Origin of the sequence: Salinibacterium sp. ZJ70 (assembly GCF_011751865.2) — a bacterium.
Classification (GTDB): Bacteria; Actinomycetota; Actinomycetes; order Actinomycetales; family Microbacteriaceae; genus Homoserinibacter.
Window position 1 is genome coordinate 2136366 of sequence record NZ_CP061770.1, and the last position, 19250, is coordinate 2155615.

Here is a 19250-nt window from a genome sequence, read left to right on the forward strand (position 1 = left end):
CAACGGAAATCGCAGCGTCGGGTGCGCATCGGGCACGAGCTGCCAGAGCTGTCGATCGTGCGACAAATCGCCAACGACTGTTCCGCTCCGCGTCGTGCTGCCTCTGCGCGTCGGGCCTCTGGTGATCAAGGGCTCCGGCAAGGTTCGCAGACTCGTCAGTTCAGCTCTCGGCTGCGCTTTCGCCCGGAATCTTCACGTAGTGGACGCTGAACGCCGACGCAATGAGACGAAACTTCTGGTGACTCCGGCCGAAATCAAATGGGTTGTCACTCGGCCGCTGCCAGATGTCGAGCCCCTTGCCGAGGTCGATGCGCCAGCCATGATTGGTCTCGATGCGGCGATCGTGGATCGTGTCATCGAGCCGCACTCCGAGCCGTACTCCCACCGCATCGGACGCATCTTTGATCGACTTGAGCATCAGCAACTGGCGCTTCGTGTGCTCAACGTTGGGCTCCTCCGTGGTGACGAGCTCTACGTCGATTTCGTCAGCATCATCCTTGGCAGCAGCGAGGAGGCTAAGGAGGTCTGCAAGATTGCGACCTTGGTGCGGCGTTCGGATGTAGGGGTCCGTGATCGTGATCCTGGTTGCACCGCGCAGGTACGGCAGCAGGAGCGTCTCGTACGAAACGCCCCGCTGGCCGGCCGTGAAGTCTTGGTACTTCTCCGCCAAGGGTGACGGCCCAGCGGTCGCGTCTACCGAGATCAGCGGAGCGCCGGATGACGACGTAGCGAGCCCGTCCGCAGGGAGGTCCGTGTCGGCGGTCCCGTGCACACCGTTGCCACTCCCGGACGCGTCGCCCCAATAACGCTGATACAGCTGTGGGTACTGGCTCTCTTCGAGCGTGGTGACGTCGAACCACTCACCGGCTCGATTTGAATAGCGAAAGCGCACTACGGTGTCGCGCATTGTGGAGTCGATTCGCAGGATCGAGTCCTTGACGCGTTTACGGCCCTCGATCGCGAACTCCAGCAGAGCCCGAATCTCATCCGCCGTGGCGTCGCCGGTCGGGTGAACGAGTTTCATCAACCCGGAGAATGTCTTGCGGATGCTGTCCTGATCACGCGTCGAGATCGATGTATCGAGCGTGAAGTAGTCCTTGAACTTGTCGGAGAAGTCCTCCGAGCGCTTCGCGCGCAGGATTTCGGCGAGATAGTCGACGACGAATCCGAACCCAATCGAGAACATCTCCGAACGGATCGGCGCGACCTCCCAGCCCGGAATGTAGTGGTGGATGCGGTCGAGCCACGCAGGGTCGCGGTACGCGTCGGGCAGTTCGTCGAACAGGTCAGAGTTCTTGAGCATGTACGGCACGGTGTGGGTCGTGTTGCCGATGAACGCCATCGATGCCTCGGCCCCGTAGATGCTGGTGCCCCGCGAGAAGGATTTGTTCGCGAGGTAGTTCTTCATCACGTTGACAAGGTTCTGGTCGGCGCGCCGGTTGGCGGCGAACTCGTCGAACGCCACACAGTCCCAGTAGCCGACGAGGCCGATCCGACCATTGGCGTTGTTGACGAAGAGCTTGGCGACGCTGACCTCGCCGCCGGAGATGAGGATGCCGTTCGGCGAGAACTCGCTGAACGTGTGCGATTTGCCGGTGCCCTTCGGGCCGAGTTCGACCATGTTGTAGTTTCGCTCGACGAAGGGAACGAGGCGGGTCAGGGCGATGAGCTTGCCACGATCGTTGAACTGCTCCGGGTTGAGACCGATCGACTGCATGAGCAGGTCGATCCACTCGGCTGTCGTGAATTCTTTGCGCACCTCGTGGTAGCGGTCGACGTCGACCCCTGAGACCTGGATGGGTTTGAGGCTGCCGAGAATCCATGGCACGACACGCTGGTCGTCAGTGTGGAAGTACTCGATGTCGCAGATGCACCAGACGCCGCCGACGAGGAGCTTGGGGTTCTGTTTGACGGTGACGTCGTCGATGATGACGCCCTTGATCTGAAGGTTCTCGAACTCTGCCTCGTGGACGTCGTTCTTCTCGTTGAGCGTGACGGTGACCTTGTCGATCACGCGGTGGCGGCCCTTGCGCCGGATCTCCGACTTCACGAGCATGTGCTCGTTCCGGTTGACGTAGTGGGTTGCGAGGATCTTGCGCACGCTGTCGATCCCTGCCTGGATGGTCGCCTCGTCGTCCGACGCGGCGTACTGACCGAGCAGGTATTCCAACACGTACGAGGGCACGACCGCGTTTCCGCGGACTGCCTTTACGAGGTCCTTGCGCACGACTGCGCCAGCGAAGTGTTCGTTGATCTTGTTGTCGAGCGCGGACTTGGCCGGGGCGGTGGCGGTTGCCTCAGCAGCGAGGACGTCGATCCCTCCGAGTGCGTCTTCGAGGTTCGTCATTACTCTCCTAGAAATCGAAGTCCGTCGTGAACGAGCGCCTGAGGGTGTAGTTCCCCTTCGAGAACACCCTCCACTGCGACGTGTTCGGGATCGGGTCTTCGAGCCGCAGCTCGACGGGCCGGTTGTTGAACTGGTCGGCGTCCTCGGTCAGGTACAGCACAGCGCTCTGGTAGCGCTCACGCTGATCATCGGATGCGCTGTCGAATGTGAGGATGGGCTGGTCGGAAATCAGCGTCTCGCCGACGAATAGGCCGAGGCGAACCTGCCGCGGCTGAATCTTTTCGGTGACGCCCTCACGCTGAAGCAGCTTGACTGCGAGCTGACCGGTGGTGATCTTGTCCGTCTCAGGCATGAGATCCACGTTCACCGGGCGAACGTCGCTCTTGCGCTTCTTGTTGACCGTGATCACCGGGACGACAATCTCCTGGAGGGATGCGCCCCCGTGCACGTATCGGGTGCCGGCGCCAGGTTGCGGAATGCGGTGGATCGACTTGGGAATCTGGATGTCGACGTCTCCCGCGAGCCCGGCCTGAGCCGAGGTGAACGTCATGAAGGACGGGGACGGCTTCAGCGACCGGCCGAGAACGTAGCGGCGGTTGGTCTTGGTGACCGCCTCGCCCTGAGGCTTCTCCGAAAGGTAGTACGCCTGCTCAAGGGGGAGGTCCTGGTAGAGGAACCCGTGGTCAGCAGTGATGAGGATGTTCGTCGAGTTCGCGTTCGTCCACTTCTTCACCAGAAGCAGCAGCTCGCGGAGGGCCTCCTCGGCGGCGTCGAAGACGGTCCGCTCCGTCGGCGCCTTGTCGCCTGCGGCGTCGATTCGGTCGTGGTAGACGTAGAAGATCTGGTGCTTCGTGTACAGCTCACGAAGCTCGCTACTGGGCATAGCCAGCACCTCAGCGGCGGTGACGGCATGCCCCTTGACAGCCTGCAAAATCTTGTCGCGGTTTGCGGTGCCGTTCGTCGGCTTCCCGTCTGCTAGCACCGGCAGGCCCTGCGGGTCGAGCTCTAGGCGCGACTGGGGCAACAGCGCCGCCATGCCGAGCTGGGTAAAGCTCGGCAACGAGCCGAGCATCGCCGAGAGCGAGGCATCGAACCGGTCCTCGCTGCGGATCATAGATGCGAGTTCCTCGGCCACCTCGTACCGCATACCATCCGAGATGATCACGACCACCTTGGTACGGCCGTCCCTGACCACGGGCGCGACGTGACGGTCGAAGAACTTCGCCTGCGGCGCGAGCACCGCAGACTTCCATTCGCTCATCGGCTCGAGAGCCTGCTGCCAGAGCCCTCCGAAGTCGTACAGGTACTTGTTGGCGTATTGCTTATCGACCTCAGCTTTAAGCGCTTCGAGTGGTTTCTGGAATTCCGCCGTCTGGTGGGCGTAGGTGAACCAGCGGTAGTGCTGGTCGATGCGGAACCAATCGGACTGGTACTTCTCCAATCCGGAAGCCACCGACGCAATGGCGTGCGGCAGGCCCGCGATCGCCGCGAGCAGCTCTGAGGCGCTTTGGATGGCCTGGTAGAGCTTCGCGTACTTCGCCCTCCACAGGCTCTCCTGACGCTGCCGCACGATGTCGGTGACCTCACGCGGCGTCACTGACTGCGCAGAGACCGCCTCGGCAAGGTCCATGACGACCTTGCGGTCGATCTCCTCGAAGAGGGTGATCCTGGCGAGCTCGCGGTAGTCCCGATGCTCGATCTTGGATTTCACGTCGAGCGCCTCAGCCGCACGGGAGGCGAGCGTCGTCATCGTGTCCTGACTGCGCACGTCGTAGCGAAGGGCACTGAAGTCGTTGCGGATGTTGCGAAACTCGTCCGGAGTGGTCGACGCGAAGTCTTCGACGGCGCGGCTGAACATCCACAAGACGAAGTCGTCAATTGTCGGAGACACACTCCGGTATTTGTAGATGTTCTCGAGCCCATCCCAGAAGAACTGGTCGAGATCGAAGGTGACGAGCTCGTTGAACTTGGAGCTCTTGCCGGCGGCGTTCTCGACCAAGAGTTCCCGGATAATGTCGGTCAGCTTGTTGCCCGATGCCTTCACGAGCACCTGGCACATCTTGGCGCGAAGCCGGACTGCGTCGTCTCTGTCATCCAGCAGCTTTTCCAGTGCCTGCTTGCGGCTGTTCGCGGCGAAGAACTTCTGGTGCTGCTCGATCACCGGTAGCAGAGCCGGATCGTTGAGGCCAAGCTCCCGTTGGAGCATGGAAGTCTTGTCGGCCGTGAAGACTCCGAATGCAAGCTCGAGGTCGAGCAGCCAGTTCGCCGTCCCGCGAGGGATGTCGCCGGAGCGGTAGACAACGTGCTTGCTGACGTGATCGGCGAGGATCGTGTTCTTCACGCCAAACTCGTTGCCGTCGACACGGATGACCTTCACGGGCCCGAGATCTAGCGCATCCAGCTCCGCGCTGTATCCTCCAGCGGAGTCGTGCCAGAACACTACCCGTTGGGAGGCGAGTCGAGTCCGGAGCGCATCTTGGACTGAGGTCAGATCAGTCACTCGCCGCCTCCAGTCCGGGGATATTCTTGAGCGCGGCACCGAATTTCGGGTAGTTCACCTTCACGCCGTCATCGAGATCGATGACGACATTCTCAGACGCCTTCGGGAATAGCGTGTCGTGCTCGTACTCGTTCAGTTCGACGAGAATCTTGCGGAGTCGGTCTGCTTCCTTCGCGTTCCCAACGCGCTCGGCCTGCTGGAGCGCGGACTCCAGCTTGGTCACGTACTCACGCAGGTAGGTCAGCACCGTCGAGACCGTCGACGGCGTGTAACGGTGCATGTAGATCAGGGCGTTGAATGAGCCATTAGGACTGGAGAACAGCCAGTAGATCGGGCGCTTCTTGTATCGCTGGACGTGGTCCTTGAAGAAGGACTTCACGAAGTAGTCGCGCAGGCTCTTCACACCGAGCGATTTGGTGACGAACTGCAAGTTTTCCTCGAAGTACTGCTCGCCGAACGCGGCCCGAAGGAACTGGCGAAAGCGATCGACGATGTCATCCTCGAACCAGTCACCGTCCACGATCGGGATGACGTTGTCGCTGTCCGGCATGAACGTAGGGTTGGGGATCTCCGCGAGATAGTCCTGCAAGGTTGAAGCCCGGTCGGCGAGGATCAGACCGGGGGCGTCAAGACTGAAGCGCCCGAACAAGCACCCGACCGAGTACGAGACGAAGTCGCGAATCAAGTCGGCAGTAGCAAGCGACCGGTATTCACCGGTGGACCGCCCCGGGCCGTAACGAAAGCTGGGGTTAGCAAGCAACGAGTGCTCATTCCATGGGATCTCCTCTGGTTCAGGCAATCCGGCGGCCTTCGTGACTTCCCTCTCGATCTCATTCTCACAGCGGGCCAGCTCTTCGGTCATCGCAGCGCTCTCGGCGTGAACGTGAGCGACTGAGTCGACCAGTCGCTCATGCCGCCCATCCGCCAGAAGGGCGGACCGCGCAAAGTCCAGCGACACCTCTTCGCGATCCCAATCGAGCTTGCTCAACTCTCGACAGGTCTTGCCCGCTCCCGAACTCACCTCTACGAACGGGAAATCAAGCAGCGCAGCTGGCCGCAGGTTTAGCGTCGGGTTCAGCTCCTTCACGAGTGACGTCACAGTTCGAGAGTTCAGATAGGCCGAAATGCTGTCGAGGGGCGTACCGCGGGAAACGACAAAGCAACTCGCATCGTTGTGAACGACTCGTGCATCGCTGTATCGGAAGGAAGGGATCCGTGTACCGATCTTGGTCCACGAGAGGTTCTCCCGGAAATACAGGGAGGCGTTACGGATAACTGCCCCCGGGCTGTGCTGCTTAATCAGTCCACCGTTGCTCCGCCAATCCATCACACTGAGAGTAGGGTCGTACCACCTACGAAACTCGCCGCCCTTCGTCGACGGCGTCCACTTGGCGCGGTCCATGCCCTCCTTCCCGGCAAGGTTCAGCGCGCTTCGGGAAATTTCGAACCAGTAACGGACGAACCGGCCATTGGCACCTGTCTGCGAACCAACGCCAGCTTCGAGGAAATTGCGAATGGGCGGACCGGCCAAGAAGTCCGAGATCGAGGCCTCCGCGAAGTATGCGAGAAGCGCGCCGCGCAGGGCGAGGAAATCGTCCGAAGACCGTTCGAAGCGTCGCGGGTCACCCGGATCGTGTGCGGCGGAGTGAAATGCAAGTTTCCGGTCTCCTTCGCCGAGAAGGCGCAGGTACGTCCCGCGCGCAGGTACAGCCGCGTGGCGGAAGACCGTCGCGACAACTGCGACTACCTCGCCGCCGAAGGAGTCGAACACACCGGTACCCAGGTGGCAGAGCGTCGCGATGGCCCTGGTCTCAAGGAGGCGCCGTCGAAGGTTCTCGAATGATGAGAGGTACATCCAACTCTGCATCGTCACGAGGGCGCTAATTCCCCCGCGAGCCACCAGCGAGCCGGCTCGCGAGATGAAGCAGGCATCCAGACCCCAGGCCGAGTCGGCGTAGCGGGAATCTACGAAATTCGTCAGCAGATCCGCCATGTTTCCCCGACCCATGTAGGGCGGGTTCGCAACGAGTACCGAGTACTGCTGCAGAAGGAACTCTGCCTGGCGGATCGCCCGCTGAGCCCGGTGGAGTGCGTCAGCGCGGAGGATGTCGCCGTCATCGTCGAGCGTCGCGAGGTGCTCGGCGAGCCGAATAGCCAGGGCAGAGTCAGGCTGAATGAGGGAGCCGAACGTGTCAGCCTCAGCGAACTGATTCCAGAATGCCTCCTCCGCCTGGCTGTCGCCGTCCATCGTCACGAGGAAGCCCAGCTCGTCGGCGCTAAAGGAGATCGGGTCAAGCACGCAGATATTCGGCTCGACCGGGTGCTTGAGGAAGAGTTTGCGCCTGGCCGCGGCCTTCATCGTCAGCGCGAAAGCCGCGAGGGCACCCGCTCGCGGATCGATCTCGGTGCCGAAGAGGTTGTTCTTGAGAATCATCTCCGGAATCTGCGACGGCGCGTACCCCTCCTCTACATAAATTGCGTAGAGGAGGTCGAAGGCGTAGGTGAGCATGTGCCCCGAACCGCACGCGGGGTCCATAACCTTGAGTTCCTCGGGTTTGCCCACTGTGAGGAATTCGGTTTCCTCGTCAACCGGGGCGATGTAGTAGTCCATCTGGTCGACAAGGCGCGACTCGGGATGGTTGAGCATCCACAGGCGGCCAACGGAATTCTCCACGAGGTATCGGACGATCCAGTGCGGAGTGAAGAGCTGGGTGGCGGCAGGGATCTCGTCGGCGCCGGCCTTCTTGTTCTTCTTGAAACCAGCGAAGACTTCGTCTTTTCGCTCGGAGATGTAGAACTGGTAGAGCCAGCCGATGACCTCGACATCCCGACACACCTCTTCGGTGAGCACCTCAACGGAACGGTTCAGGACGGAGCCCTCGGCGAGCAGGTTGGCGGGGATAAGCAACTCGGTGTAGTCGCCCTCGCGCTCGAACATGAAGGGCATGGTCCGGTTCCAATAGCGGCAGTAGTCCGCGAGGAGGAGGACGTATGCCTCGGCTTGGGCGTCGATGCCGGGGCGGGGCTGCCGAGTGCCGTTGAGGAGCCCGGTGATGGTTGCAACACTTGCACCCTTGACCACGTCACCGTCGATCTGGCCGCGCTTGGCGGCGGCCAACACCTCAGGCTGGCCGACCTGATCGGTCGCGGGCGAGACGATACCAGTGCCGGTGTAGCCGTTGGCATCCATGAACCGCAGGGCGATGATGCGGTTGAACCAGGTGTAGGCGACCTTGTCTGCCACATGCGCCCGGCCCTTGTCGCCGCCACCCCCGGTAGAGATCGCGCGTTCCAGCGCGCTCACGGATCCCGGCTGTTCGACGCGCTCGGGTGACCCTGGTGCGAGCACAGCGGTGATGCGCGCGCCCACCTCCCGAATGAGCTCGACTCGCGCTGACGTGGCGAAAGACTTGAGCGATGCGGTGTCCATCAGAGCGTGATTCGCTTTCCGTCGTTGAGGGTCGCGACGAGCGCGGCGCGGTACTTGGTGAGGTAGCTATCGACGTCGGCCTCGGATTCCAGGACACCCGAGACGCCGGGCACGCTGATCGATTTGACTGACACCATCGGCTTCGGCGGCGGAGCGTCGTCATCCCCGCCCTGCTGCGCCTCGACGAGTCGGCTCAGCAGGGCCGGATAGTCGTCCTGCTCGAACGTCACGCCGGCCTGGAGGATGAGCGCGGCCTGCGTCTCGCCACTGAGACGCGCAAGGATGCCGTCGATCCGCTGTATCACGCTCTCCTGTGCGGCGGGCGTGGCGTTGGCGTAGTAGGTGCTGCCGAGGATCTCGGCCCGGCGCCCCTCGATCGCCGCGGCCACATCCGAACGCTTGACGGCGATGATGTCGTTGATCTGCCCTCGCAAGGTGTCAGCTGCGGCCTTGAGCTGGTTCATCTTGTTGCCACGGAAAGCGCTGGCATCCGCGAGCAGGGCTCTCACCATTTCGGCGCTTCCCGTAGGGAGGTAGCCGAGATTTCCGGCGTTGGCACTCAGGAGGGCCTGGGCCTCGTCGAAGATCGTGGCCTGCTGACCGTTGAGGAACGACTTGATGGGGTCGATCAGGTCTTCCTTGGCTTCAAGCAGCTCGTCGGCCGTGTCGAAGTCGGTGAGGTACCAGTCGGCCTGCTTGCCAACGACCTTGTCGAGCAGAGCGACGACGCCGGCGAGCTGGCTTACGAAGGGGTACCGGCTACTGCTGACGAGCGCATTGAGTTCGTCGCGCCTGGCGGTCAGCTTGTCCTTGCCGAATCGGGCGAGTTCAGTGGGGTCGCTCGGTACGGCACCTTCGTCGAAGAAGTCGGTGCAGAACTTCTTGAACGCGGCGACCTTCGCGTGGTCGTATGCCTTTTTGGGTGCGACGACGACATACGGATGCTTGCCGGTGTTTCGGATGAGGCTCGCGGCTTCGGTCCGGGCGACCATGTTGGAGTCGACGCTCAGTGCCACTTTGCCGTTGCCGACCAGCCATCCCAACACGACTTCGATGGAGCCGAGGTCCCACCCGTAGGGTTTGGTCTCGAAGTGATCGGTGACCTTCTTGATCGTCACCTGTTCGCCGAGGCCCGTCTGGCTGATGACCCAGGACTCCATCTCCGCACCCGGCGAGTTGAGCGCGCTGAGCGCCGCCGCGTCGAACAGCCCCGTCTCGTTTTGGACCGCGCCAGCTACTTGCTGCTCGGGGTAGACCTTGCCGCCGAGTAACCCGAGGTTCGTGTAAGTCCGGCTGACGAGCTCCTGGAATCCGTCTGACACGCGAGTCGCGGCATCCTGGGAGCTGGAGGGAATCTCGGCGGCGTTGATGATCAACTGCGCCTTGCCGACAGCCTGGCGGAGGCGCTCGATGAGCTCCTTCTCGCGGTCGGCGTTCAGTACCTGCTTCGACTGGAGGACCGCCTGCATGGAAGGCGTCGCCCCAGAGTTGGTTCGCTGTTTGGTGTATTTCTCTGTCTTGAGCAGCAGACGCAGATCTGCGAGCAGCCGCTTGTCACGACCGAGGAACACTCGCAGCTCGTCCCGACCCATGCTCTGGGCCGCGATTTCGGAGTCGCTGTAGCTTGTCTCGGGCGTGATGAAGTGAATGGTCAGCTCACGCTGATTTCCGTGGGGCACGTCGTCGAGCTTGTAGCCGAACGAGAAGTCCTGGCCGTTCTTCGCGTACTTGAGCTTGTTGGTCTTGAGGATGTCGGTCGAGAGGTACTTGAAGAGCTTGCTGGAGACCTCCGAGGAGTCGACGTCGACAGCCTTGATCTCCTTCTCAATCTCCTGCTCCTCGTTGGTGAGGTACTCGTAAACGTTCCCATTGCGCTGGACATACGACTGCGCCTCCAGCAGGTTGAGTGCCTCCTGCACCTGCTTGCCCAGCCCGGTGAGGTCGAGCCCGAAGCGGTCGTAGACCAGCACGGTGAGGTTGCGGGGCGTGGCCTTGAACGTATCGACGTACTTGACCAGGAAGAGCGCCTTGAGCAGCCTGTTAGCGAGGATCGTCACCTCAGAGCCGGGGTCGGGCAGATGCTTCTCAGCCTGGAGGATGGCGCTCTGAGCGGCCGACTTCAGCGCGGCACTGATGCCAGCGAACATCTGGTCGAAGGTCGCGAGATAGCCCACCTGCTCGGTGCCGATGCGCTTGGCTACCTCCTGGACCACGCCGAGCATTGAGCGCTCACCGACTGAACTGTTCTTACCCTCGAACATGTTGTGGTCGGACAGACCCTCGATTGCCGCCTGGAACATCGGGATCTGGTAGGTGACGAACGGGTACGTGCTGATGAACCGTCCACCATCGACGTAGTTGCGGTAGGTCTTCGCTCCATCGACGAAGTCGAAGATCGTCTTGAAATTTGCAGCTTCCTTGGCATGGATCGCCATGAGCTCAGCAGCACCCGCGTCGTTCTTCTCGAGCAGACGCTTACTGATGACCTCTTCGACGTCCTGACTGGTGAGCTTCACCTTGGCACTGAACCGGGCCTGGATCTTGGAGAAGTCGTTGCCCTGCTGCTTGGTGCGGTCGCCGATGACCTTGTCCATGTCCTCCTGTGAGGTGACGAAGACCCACGACTGGCCCTTGCACTTTGTGTTCAAGGACTCGGCGATCGTCTGAAGGTTCAGCATGAGCTTGACGTCGTCCGCAATGAACTGGCCGACCTCGTCAACGAAGAAGTTGAGCCGGAAGCCTGGTTCTTGCGTGTCGATCCAGGCTTTGACCGAGGTGGCGAAGTCCTCGATCGAAACGGCGTAGGACTTCTGATACTGCGCGATAATCCCCGGATTCGCCTCGCCGTTGACCTCGGCGAACGCCTTGTCGATGTTGTGGCCTTCGAGGGCCGTCTGCTCACGCCCCTGCGACCAGTCGATTCCGGCATACTTGGCGAACGCTGCCTTGAACGACTCGTACTGGCCGCGCTTGTCCAGATCTTCCTCGAACCGGGCGACGGCGCCGTCGTTGCCGAAGTAGCCGCGACTCTCATCGAAAACTTTGACGAAGACCTTGAGCAGTGCGTCCGTTTGATCCTTGGCGATCAGAGTCGCCTTCTGATCGATGTTGAATAGCAGGCTTTTCGCGGGGATGGCCGCTGCCTTCTTAAGTGAAGCGATGAGCATCGCGTCATCGGTCTTGGTCAGGAAGCTTTCGCTCACCTTTCCGCGGGGGTACGACTGGCCTTCGACGTCGCCAAGCAGGTGCGCGAGCATCTTGAGCAGGTGGGACTTGCCGGAGCCGAAGAATCCGGAGATCCATACGCCGTTGGCGTTCGTGTAGTTGGTGTACTCCTCCAGCAGCGGCGCGACGCCCTTCGCGGCGTCATTGGTGAAGACGTATTCCTCGACCTCGATGGCCAAGTGATCGGCGTCGTCAGCTTTGACGACGCCTTCGATCGAGCGAGTGACGTCTTTGAGGAAGATCTCGTTGAGTTTCATCGGGTCATGCTTCCTGGTCGAGGATGCGCTTGGCGCGGTAGAAGGAGTCGTCTTTCAGCTGGCCGAACAATACGAGTGCCGATCCTTGCGTGGCCGATACCTCGTAACGTCCGGGGAAGAACATCAGCATCGGTTTGTCCGAGACGACGGTCTGCAGATTGTTGAGCACCGTGTGCGAGCGCACGAACGGAAAGACCTCGCCGATGCCTGTCAGGAAGAGAATCTGGAAGGACTCTCCGGCGATCCGCTCCTTGATCGCCGGGGCGAGGTGCATCTGCGGGTCGAGCATGTTCTGGAGCATCTTGAGGAAGTCGGGCTTATCCATCGTCGACTCCGCCGCCAGAACGCGCTCCCACACGTTACGCGCCTTGAGCAGCTCGACGCACAGGTCGTAGAGATTGATCTCGAAGACCTTGATACCCCGTTCGGTGTCGAGCTTCGTCGTGATGCGTTTCTTGGCACGGGCGACGTCGAGCGCCCATGCAGGGTCGTAGTCGTAGATGAAGTGCGCGACTTCATTGCCGAGCCCCTCCATCCTCAGGAATCGCTCACTGCTCAGCACTCTGAACAGGTGTTCCTCGTGCTGGGCCAGCGTTGGCTTCGAGTGCAGGGACATCAGGACTCCCTCGTTGGGAAGAAACGGACCTCGCTCGGGGTGCTAGCGGCGAGAGAAGCGGTTATGCGAGCGGACAACAGCACGGGTTCGATTGCACCGTCCGGGGTCAACAAACCTGCCTCGACCATCATCCGGAAAAGTACCTGCCGGAGCTTCTTGTAGGTGGCAGATGAAACGGCGTCCAGCTCCTCGTGCCACATTGCCTTCGTTCGGTAGAACGAGTCGTAATCGTCGTGCGAGACAGTGCCCGCCAGAGTGAGGAAGCGCTCGCGGAGCACCTCCTCTGCGAACTCACCGATGAGGTCATACTGGCGGCAAGCCGCAACCCACATAAGGTGCCCCCGCTCCGAGGCTGTCGCGTCGCTGAGCATCTCAATTTCTCGATCCGCGAGCGCGGACATCCGCCTGACCGTCTCCCGAACAAGGCGAACCCCAGTGGTGCGAGTTCGGCCCTGGAGAAGATTCTGGTCGACGGCTATGTCTCGCACCTTCTTCCAGTCACGATGCTCGGCGTACACGGGCGCCAAGAAGAGCGCCTGTCTCTCCAGCAGGCCACCGGTCGTAAACGACAGCGCGTAGCGCGACGTTGCGGCCGAGTTACTGCTCACTGGGCACCTTTCAGGAAAACGGCAAGTTCATCAGGATATGCCGCCCTGCCGACATTCGTAGTCGGCTGGTCCGGTGACGTCCATCGTCACGACGAGTTCGGTCGAGGACACGGGACAGAGAGAGCCTATCGGCGGTGCGGCCCAAGTCCCCTTCACCGCGTCGCAGGGGCGAGGGCACAGCGCGGTGGGGCAAGCTCGTGATGGCGCTAGCCCGGATCTCTCAGGCGTCCGCACTCCAACTATTGGTCGCCGCCTTCGTCGATCAGCCACGCGCGCCGCAGAGGAATCGCATCGGTGATGCTCGCGGGCATCACGTCGTAGTGCTTGAGCAGGCGGTCGACAAGATCTTCCGCATCCCACACGGCTACCTTCAACCGTTGGGCGTCCACCTTCTGCTGGGCCTGAGGGGTGAGACCGCCCATCACGACGAGGAGTCCATGGTCAGCGCCGTGCTGGCTGACCACACCACCGAGCTGATCCAACACCTCGGAGCCCACGCGGCTGGCCTGGGATTTGACCTGCACGATGATCGTCGGGGCCGAGATTCCGAGTACGCCCGACCCGGCGATGATGTCGATCCCGCCGTCCGCACCCTTCGGGGGCACCTTGCACGTCATCCCCTCAGCCCGCAGGATCTCGGCCACCAGATCCTGCAGGTCGTATCCGGCGAAGCGCTCACGGATACGACTGAGAATGCGGTCCCGCGAGTACCGGATGATGTCCTGGCCGTCGCTCGCCATCGCCTCGTCGGAGTCGACCACGTCGTCGCTCGCCTTCGGCAGCACGAGGTCCACTCCGGCCCGCGCACCAGGGTCCGTCTCAGCGCCGGCGAGGATGCGCCCGAACCGGTACGCGGCATCGTTGCGGCTGATCTGAACGACGGTGCTGAAGGCACCCAGGGAATAGAGCAGGTCCTTATTGATTGCAGTACGAGGAACATCGCGACGCTTCCAGTCCACCTTGCGCACGTGATTGAGCACACCAGGACCCGACTGGTATTCGTACTCGCCCGTCACCACACCGAACGCCAACTGGCCGTGCTGTTTGATCGGCAGCACCACGATGTCGCCCACCGCGATCCGGTTGGCGAATGCGTTCAGCTGCGCAGCATGGTTCGCGTTCGTCTTGTCACCGGCTTCAGGCCGTGACTGAGCCATCAGGACCTTCATCGCTGGGAGGTCCGACGCGACGCGCAGGTCGCCTACCTCAGCAAAATCGACGCCGCAGTATCCCTCGTCCAACATCCACCGGTCGAATGACCAGTTCTTCGACCCACGGACAAGCCAGACACGAGGCTCTGCAGCATTGCTCATGAGTCATATAGTGCCCGCTTGCTCCGTTCTGAGCGAAGCCGGTGCCCCAAATAAACGCGAAAACCCCCGCCGTAGCGGGGGTTTTTCACTGCTGGGGTACCTGGACTCGAACCAAGAACAACGGAACCAGAAACCGCCGTGTTGCCAATTACACCATACCCCAATGGTGCTGACCGAGATCGGCACCGAGAGTCAATGTTACCCCACTCCGGAGGGGGTTCGTGACACTCCTAGAGCGTGGCGCGGAAGCGCTCGATGCGGGCGAGCGTCGAGTCCTTGCCGAGGATCTCCATCGACTCGAAGAGCGGCGGGCTGATGCGGCGACCCGAGACGGCGGTGCGCAGGGCACCGAAGGCGAGGCGGGGCTTGAGGCCCATACCGCCCTCCTCCTCGGGGGCGAGAAGGGCCGCACGCAGCGCCTCCTCGATCTCCGCGCGACCGAAGGTGTCGAGAGCACCGAGCGCGGCAGCCGAGGCGTCGAGCACGGCGATCGCCTCGTCCACATTCTTCGGCAGCGCGTCGGCGGCGAACTCGAGCTCGTCATCCGCGGTGAACAGGAACGCGAGCATGTCGCGCGCCTCGCTCAGCACCGTCATGCGCTCCTGCACGAGCGGCGCCGCCTCGGCGAGGATCGCCGCCTCGGCGTCCGTCGGCGGGTTCGACACATACCCGTCGAGGTACGGCACGATGCGCGCCGCGAATTCGTCGGCCGCGAGCATGCGGATGTGGTCGCCGTTGATCGAGTCGGCCTTCTTCTGGTCGAAGCGGGCCGGGTTGGGGTTCACGTCGCGGATGTCGAACGCCTCCACGAACTCACGGGTCGTGAACACGTCGCGGTCGGCCGCGATCGACCATCCGAGCAGCGCCAGATAGTTGAGCAGGCCCTCGGGGATGTAGCCGCGCTCGCGGTGGTGGAACAGGTTCGACTCGGGATCGCGCTTCGACAGCTTCTTCGCACCCTCGCCGTAGACGAGCGGCATGTGCGCGAACTGCGGGATGAAGTCGGTGACACCCGCCTCGATGAGCGCCAGGTACAGCGCGATCTGGCGCGGCGTCGACGACAGGATGTCCTCGCCGCGGAACACGTGCGTGATGCCCATGAGCGCGTCATCCACCGGGTTCACGAACGTGTACAGCGGCGCACCGTTCGGGCGCACCACGACGAAGTCGGTGAACGACCCGGCAGGGAAGGTGATCTCGCCGCGGATGAGATCGTGGAACGTGAGGTCGGAATCCGGCACACGCAGACGCAGGCTCGGCGCTCGCCCTTCGGCGCGGAACGCCTCACGCTCGGCCTCGGTGAGGTCGCGCTCGAAGTTGTCGTAGCCCTGGCGCGGGTCGCGGCCGTTCGCGACGTTCCGCGCCTCCATCTCCTCCGGAGTCACGAACGACTCGTAGAGGTGCCCGGATGCCTTCAGCTTCTCGATCAGGTCGAGGTAGATCTGGGTGCGCTGCGACTGGCGGTACGGCCCGTGAGGTCCGCCCTTCTCGACACCCTCATCCCAGTCGATGCCGAGCCAGGTGAGCGCCTCGATGAGCTGCTGGTAGCTCTCCTCCGAGTCGCGTGCGGCGTCCGTGTCTTCGATGCGGAACACGAGCTTGCCGCCCGTGTGACGGGCGTACGCCCAGTTGAAGAGTGCGGTGCGCACCATGCCCACGTGGGGGGTGCCGGTAGGAGACGGGCAGAACCGCACGCGAACGTCGGCGCCGGTGGCCTGAGAGAAGGGAAGCGACATTGTGCCCCGATTCTATCGGCGTCGGATGCACGCCGGATGGGCGCGGCGTTCGCGACGGGCGGCGCCGCTATTCGCGCTTCCCGCGGGCCGCGAGGCGCTTCTGCACCATCTGCGCCGCCACCAGCAGCAGGAACACCCCGAACACGATCGAGCCGGCCCGCGCATCGATGACATTCGCCACCCACGCCCCGAGCACCGACGTGACCGCGCCCGCGACGCCCACGATGAGACCGGATCGGATGTCCGTGTGACCCCGGCGATGGTTCTGCACCGAGGTGATGATGGCCGACGGCACGATCGCCACCAGGGACGCGCCCTTGGCGACCAGATCGCTGAGCCCCCAGCCCACCTGCAGCGCCGGCACGATGATGATGCCCCCGCCGACGCCCACGAGCCCCGACACGATGCCGGCGGCCAGCCCGAACAGGCCGAACAGCAGGATCTCGACGGCGCCGACCGTCACCTGGGCGCCCCTGGCCGGCTCGTCGAGCAGCAGCTGAATCGCCACCACGACGAGCACCACGATGAACGCCCACGCGATCGCCTTCGTGGGCAGGCGAGCCAGCAGCCAGCTGCCGATCGCACCGCCGATGATCATGCCCACGGCGATCGGCAGAGCCACCTCCCACGCGACGTTGCCCGCGACCAGGTAGGACACCATCGCCGTGATCGCGATCGGCACGATCGCCACGAGCGACGTTCCGGTGGCGCGCTTGTGCTCGAAGTGCGCGAGCAGGACGAGCCCCGGCACGATGAGCACCCCCCCGCCCACCCCGAACAGTCCCGATGCGAAGCCCGCGAGGATTCCGATGCCGATGAGCGCCGCGTACGGTGCGCGAGTATCCGTCACCCGACCATCCTGGCGCACACCCGAGCCGCCGCTGCGCGACTCACACGAACACCAGAGCCACGGATGCCGTGAGCGCGAGCGCCACACCCACCCACTGCACGAGCCTCAGCCGCTCGTGCAGCACGACGAGCGCGAGCAGCACGGTGCCGAGAGGGTAGAGGGCGCTCAGCACCCCCATGATCGCAAGCTGCCCCTGGTGCAGCCCCCACACGAGCACGGCGTTCGCGATCGCCAGCAGCACGCCCGAGTACGCCGCGAGCCGAAGGCCCCCGCGGTCGGCCGAGCGCACCGGGAACGCGGTCCCGCGCCGCATCCGGATGCCGACCACGATGAGCGCGAACATCGCCGCCCCCACCACGAGGTCGACGAGCAACGGCGCGAGCTCCGACTCCGGCGGGGTCAGCTCCATGACCACGTTGTAGCCGCCGAACCCGAGCCCCGACAGCAGCGCGAGCACCAGTGCACGCACGCCGAGCCGCCCGCCGGATTGCTCCTCCGTCACGCCCAGCAGAACCGCCGCGACGATGAGCGCGGCGAGCGCGAGGTACCCGAGCGCCGTGAAGCGCTCGCCCTGCAGGATGCCGCCCACCGCGGGCACGAGCGCCGCAACAGCGGCGACGGTCGGCGAGATGACGCTCATCGGGCCGATCGCGAGAGCGGCGAAGAAGCCCCAGATCGCCGCGGCGCCCACGATGCCCGCGAGAACCCCCAGCACGACCGCCTCCGTCGACCACACCGAACCGACGAGCGGTGTCGCGATCGCGATCGGCACCGTCGCCACGACGAAGCTCACCAGACTCACCAGGATCGCCGGGATGCGGCGCGCCGCGAGCCCGCCGAGAAAGTCCGAGACCCCGTAGACGATCGCGCTCACCAGCCCCGCGACGACGATCATCGACCCATCCAACTCCTCACACGCCGCCCGCGCGAGGGGGGACATTGGTCCCTGTTCGCGCACCGTTCCTGCGCGCATGCTGAGGGCATCCGACCCGCCAGCTGGGAGGCGAACATGACCGACGAAGAGAACGTCATCGAAGTGCTCGACGAACGCGACTGCTGGGAGCTGCTGGAGCTGACCCCGCTGGGTCGCATCGCGCTCGCCCCGGCAGGCGTGCTGGATGTGTTCCCCGTGAACTACGTCGTGCACGAGGGCGCCATCTACTTCCGCACCGCCCCCGGAACGAAGCTCGTCGAGCTGACCGTCAACCCGCACGTCGCCCTCGAGATCGACGGATGGGATGACGCCGAGGCGTTCAGCGTCGTCGTGAAGGGCGAGGCCGAGCGCCTCGAACACGGTGTCGAGATCGACGCCGCCGAGGAGCTGCCGTTGCACCCCTGGATCCCGACGCTCAAGTATCGGTGGGTGCGCATCCGCCCCACGTCGATCTCGGGCCGCCGCTTCCGTCGCGCACCCGAGCCCGACCGCTTCTGAGCGCCTCGGGAACCTCGGGTTAGACCAGCTCGTCGACCGGCTGGAATGCCGGCGGGTAGACGGCGATGCGCGGGGGGCGCATCTCACCCGCCGCGAACAGCTCGCGCACCTGGTCGCGCACCCGCTCGTTCGCGACCGTGATGATGGCGATGTCCGAGAGCTCGACGAGGCCGGGCACGAGCAGCTCGGCGTCGCGGAATTCGGGGTCGGACGCGTGCAGACGACGCAGCGCATTCGTGCCGTCTTCGAGTCCGGATGCGAAGCGCGTGTCGACGGCGGCGGCGTCGCGATCGGCGAACACGACATCCTCACCGAGAGCATCAACCGGCACCGCGAGGATCACGAAGTCGATCGCGCGCAGTGCGCGCGCCGCCGGCGACCAGTGGGCGCCGCGGGCGCCGCTGCGCAGCTCCTGCCAGCGGGTCGAATCCTGGGCGATCGAGAAGGCGACGAACTCGGAGAGAGCGCGCCCGTCCGGAACCGTCGCGGTCGAACGCAGCTCGCGCGCCGTCGGCGAGAGCACATCGATCGCGGGCACCGCCCCAGCGAGCAGCGCGCCCACCTCGAGGGACGCCCCGAGGGTGCGCAGGTGGGTGGGGCGGAAGACGCGACGGCCAGACAGACGCAGCGACGACGGGGCTCCGCTCACCGCGCTCCGGGAGGTCGACGTACTGGACGTGGAAGCGGGTGCGGTGCGCATCGGGCGTGTCCCCGCCGGACGGGACGCCCGCGCCGGGCGAACCGGCTCCGGGGCTACCCGGGGGTAGCAGCTGTCGCAGAGACCTTCATCGAACCCGTGGATACATTCCGACACCCGTTGAGCCTATGTCCCGCTGCTGGATGAAAGCCCGGCACGATCCCTCAGGTCCGTGCCCGGACGCGGAGGACCGCCGGTCGAGTGGGGGGTGAGTTCTCCCGACCGGCGGCCAGCTCAAG

General features: G+C 63.6%; 12 protein-coding genes and 1 tRNA gene. 1 reads left to right on the forward strand and 12 read right to left on the reverse strand.

Annotated features, from left to right (window positions below; genetic code table 11):
- Positions 1-160: 160 nt before the first annotated feature.
- The 11 genes from brxL to HCR12_RS10235 form a co-directional block, all read right to left on the reverse strand.
- Positions 161-2347 carry a BREX system Lon protease-like protein BrxL gene (brxL, locus tag HCR12_RS10185; RefSeq protein WP_166866037.1) on the reverse strand — a complete coding sequence of 729 codons (2187 nt, stop codon included), beginning with the start codon at positions 2345-2347 and terminating at the stop codon, positions 161-163.
- 7 nt (positions 2348-2354) lie between these two features.
- On the reverse strand, positions 2355-4886 hold the full coding sequence (gene pglZ / locus HCR12_RS10190; RefSeq protein WP_370589309.1) for a BREX-1 system phosphatase PglZ type A: 2532 nt from the start codon (positions 4884-4886) through the stop codon (positions 2355-2357).
- Positions 4840-8277: a BREX-1 system adenine-specific DNA-methyltransferase PglX gene (pglX, locus tag HCR12_RS10195; RefSeq protein ID WP_166866042.1), complete on the reverse strand. Its 3438-nt coding sequence runs from the start codon at positions 8275-8277 to the stop codon at positions 4840-4842. The genes pglZ and pglX overlap by 47 nt, the downstream gene beginning before the upstream one ends.
- Positions 8277-11759 (reverse strand): BREX system P-loop protein BrxC, encoded by a 3483-nt coding sequence (brxC, locus tag HCR12_RS10200; RefSeq protein WP_166866044.1) that lies wholly within the window; start codon positions 11757-11759, stop codon positions 8277-8279. Before brxC ends, pglX begins: the two co-directional genes overlap by 1 nt.
- A gap of 4 nt (positions 11760-11763) precedes the next feature.
- The gene (locus HCR12_RS10205; RefSeq protein ID WP_166866046.1) at positions 11764-12375 is read right to left on the reverse strand and encodes a DUF1788 domain-containing protein; all 612 of its coding nucleotides are present in this window, start codon (positions 12373-12375) and stop codon (positions 11764-11766) included.
- Positions 12375-12983: a DUF1819 family protein gene (locus tag HCR12_RS10210; RefSeq protein ID WP_166866048.1), complete on the reverse strand. Its 609-nt coding sequence runs from the start codon at positions 12981-12983 to the stop codon at positions 12375-12377. Before HCR12_RS10210 ends, HCR12_RS10205 begins: the two co-directional genes overlap by 1 nt.
- A gap of 239 nt (positions 12984-13222) precedes the next feature.
- Positions 13223-14296, reverse strand: a complete 1074-nt coding sequence (locus tag HCR12_RS10215; RefSeq protein ID WP_166866050.1) for a restriction endonuclease — start codon at positions 14294-14296, stop codon at positions 13223-13225.
- A 91-nt stretch (positions 14297-14387) separates the two neighbouring features.
- Positions 14388-14459, reverse strand: a tRNA-Gln gene (locus tag HCR12_RS10220).
- Positions 14460-14526: 67 nt separating this feature from the next.
- The gene (gene gltX, locus HCR12_RS10225; RefSeq protein ID WP_166866051.1) at positions 14527-16032 is read right to left on the reverse strand and encodes a glutamate--tRNA ligase; all 1506 of its coding nucleotides are present in this window, start codon (positions 16030-16032) and stop codon (positions 14527-14529) included.
- Between the two features lie 67 nt (positions 16033-16099).
- Complete coding sequence (locus HCR12_RS10230) at positions 16100-16882, reverse strand: sulfite exporter TauE/SafE family protein (protein WP_224763415.1); 783 nt, start codon at positions 16880-16882, stop codon at positions 16100-16102.
- A gap of 40 nt (positions 16883-16922) precedes the next feature.
- Positions 16923-17777, reverse strand: coding sequence for a DMT family transporter (locus HCR12_RS10235; protein WP_166866055.1), 855 nt, complete (start codon positions 17775-17777; stop codon positions 16923-16925).
- A gap of 114 nt (positions 17778-17891) precedes the next feature.
- On the opposite strand from HCR12_RS10235, the gene HCR12_RS10240 reads away from it, so the two are divergent.
- Entirely contained in the window at positions 17892-18314 is a 423-nt protein-coding gene (locus tag HCR12_RS10240; RefSeq protein WP_166866056.1) for a pyridoxamine 5'-phosphate oxidase family protein, read from the forward strand.
- A gap of 19 nt (positions 18315-18333) precedes the next feature.
- On the opposite strand, the gene HCR12_RS10245 is transcribed toward HCR12_RS10240, so the two are convergent.
- A complete protein-coding gene (locus HCR12_RS10245) occupies positions 18334-19014 on the reverse strand; it encodes a DarT ssDNA thymidine ADP-ribosyltransferase family protein (protein WP_166866058.1) in 681 nt (226 codons plus the stop codon).
- Between the last annotated feature and the right edge of the window lie 236 nt (positions 19015-19250).

What these genes read in the sequence shown, in the direction of transcription:
- brxL (WP_166866037.1), bottom strand. Translation starts at nt 2,347, where the DNA reads ATGACGAACCTCGAAGACGCACTCGGAGGGATCGACGTCCTCGCTGCT.
- HCR12_RS10245 (WP_166866058.1), bottom strand. Translation starts at nt 19,014, where the DNA reads ATGCGCACCGCACCCGCTTCCACGTCCAGTACGTCGACCTCCCGGAGC.
- HCR12_RS10240 (WP_166866056.1), top strand. Translation starts at nt 17,892, where the DNA reads ATGACCGACGAAGAGAACGTCATCGAAGTGCTCGACGAACGCGACTGC.
- brxC (WP_166866044.1), bottom strand. Translation starts at nt 11,759, where the DNA reads ATGAAACTCAACGAGATCTTCCTCAAAGACGTCACTCGCTCGATCGAA.
- pglX (WP_166866042.1), bottom strand. Translation starts at nt 8,277, where the DNA reads ATGGACACCGCATCGCTCAAGTCTTTCGCCACGTCAGCGCGAGTCGAG.
- HCR12_RS10205 (WP_166866046.1), bottom strand. Translation starts at nt 12,375, where the DNA reads ATGTCCCTGCACTCGAAGCCAACGCTGGCCCAGCACGAGGAACACCTG.
- HCR12_RS10235 (WP_166866055.1), bottom strand. Translation starts at nt 17,777, where the DNA reads ATGATCGTCGTCGCGGGGCTGGTGAGCGCGATCGTCTACGGGGTCTCG.
- HCR12_RS10215 (WP_166866050.1), bottom strand. Translation starts at nt 14,296, where the DNA reads ATGAGCAATGCTGCAGAGCCTCGTGTCTGGCTTGTCCGTGGGTCGAAG.
- gltX (WP_166866051.1), bottom strand. Translation starts at nt 16,032, where the DNA reads ATGTCGCTTCCCTTCTCTCAGGCCACCGGCGCCGACGTTCGCGTGCGG.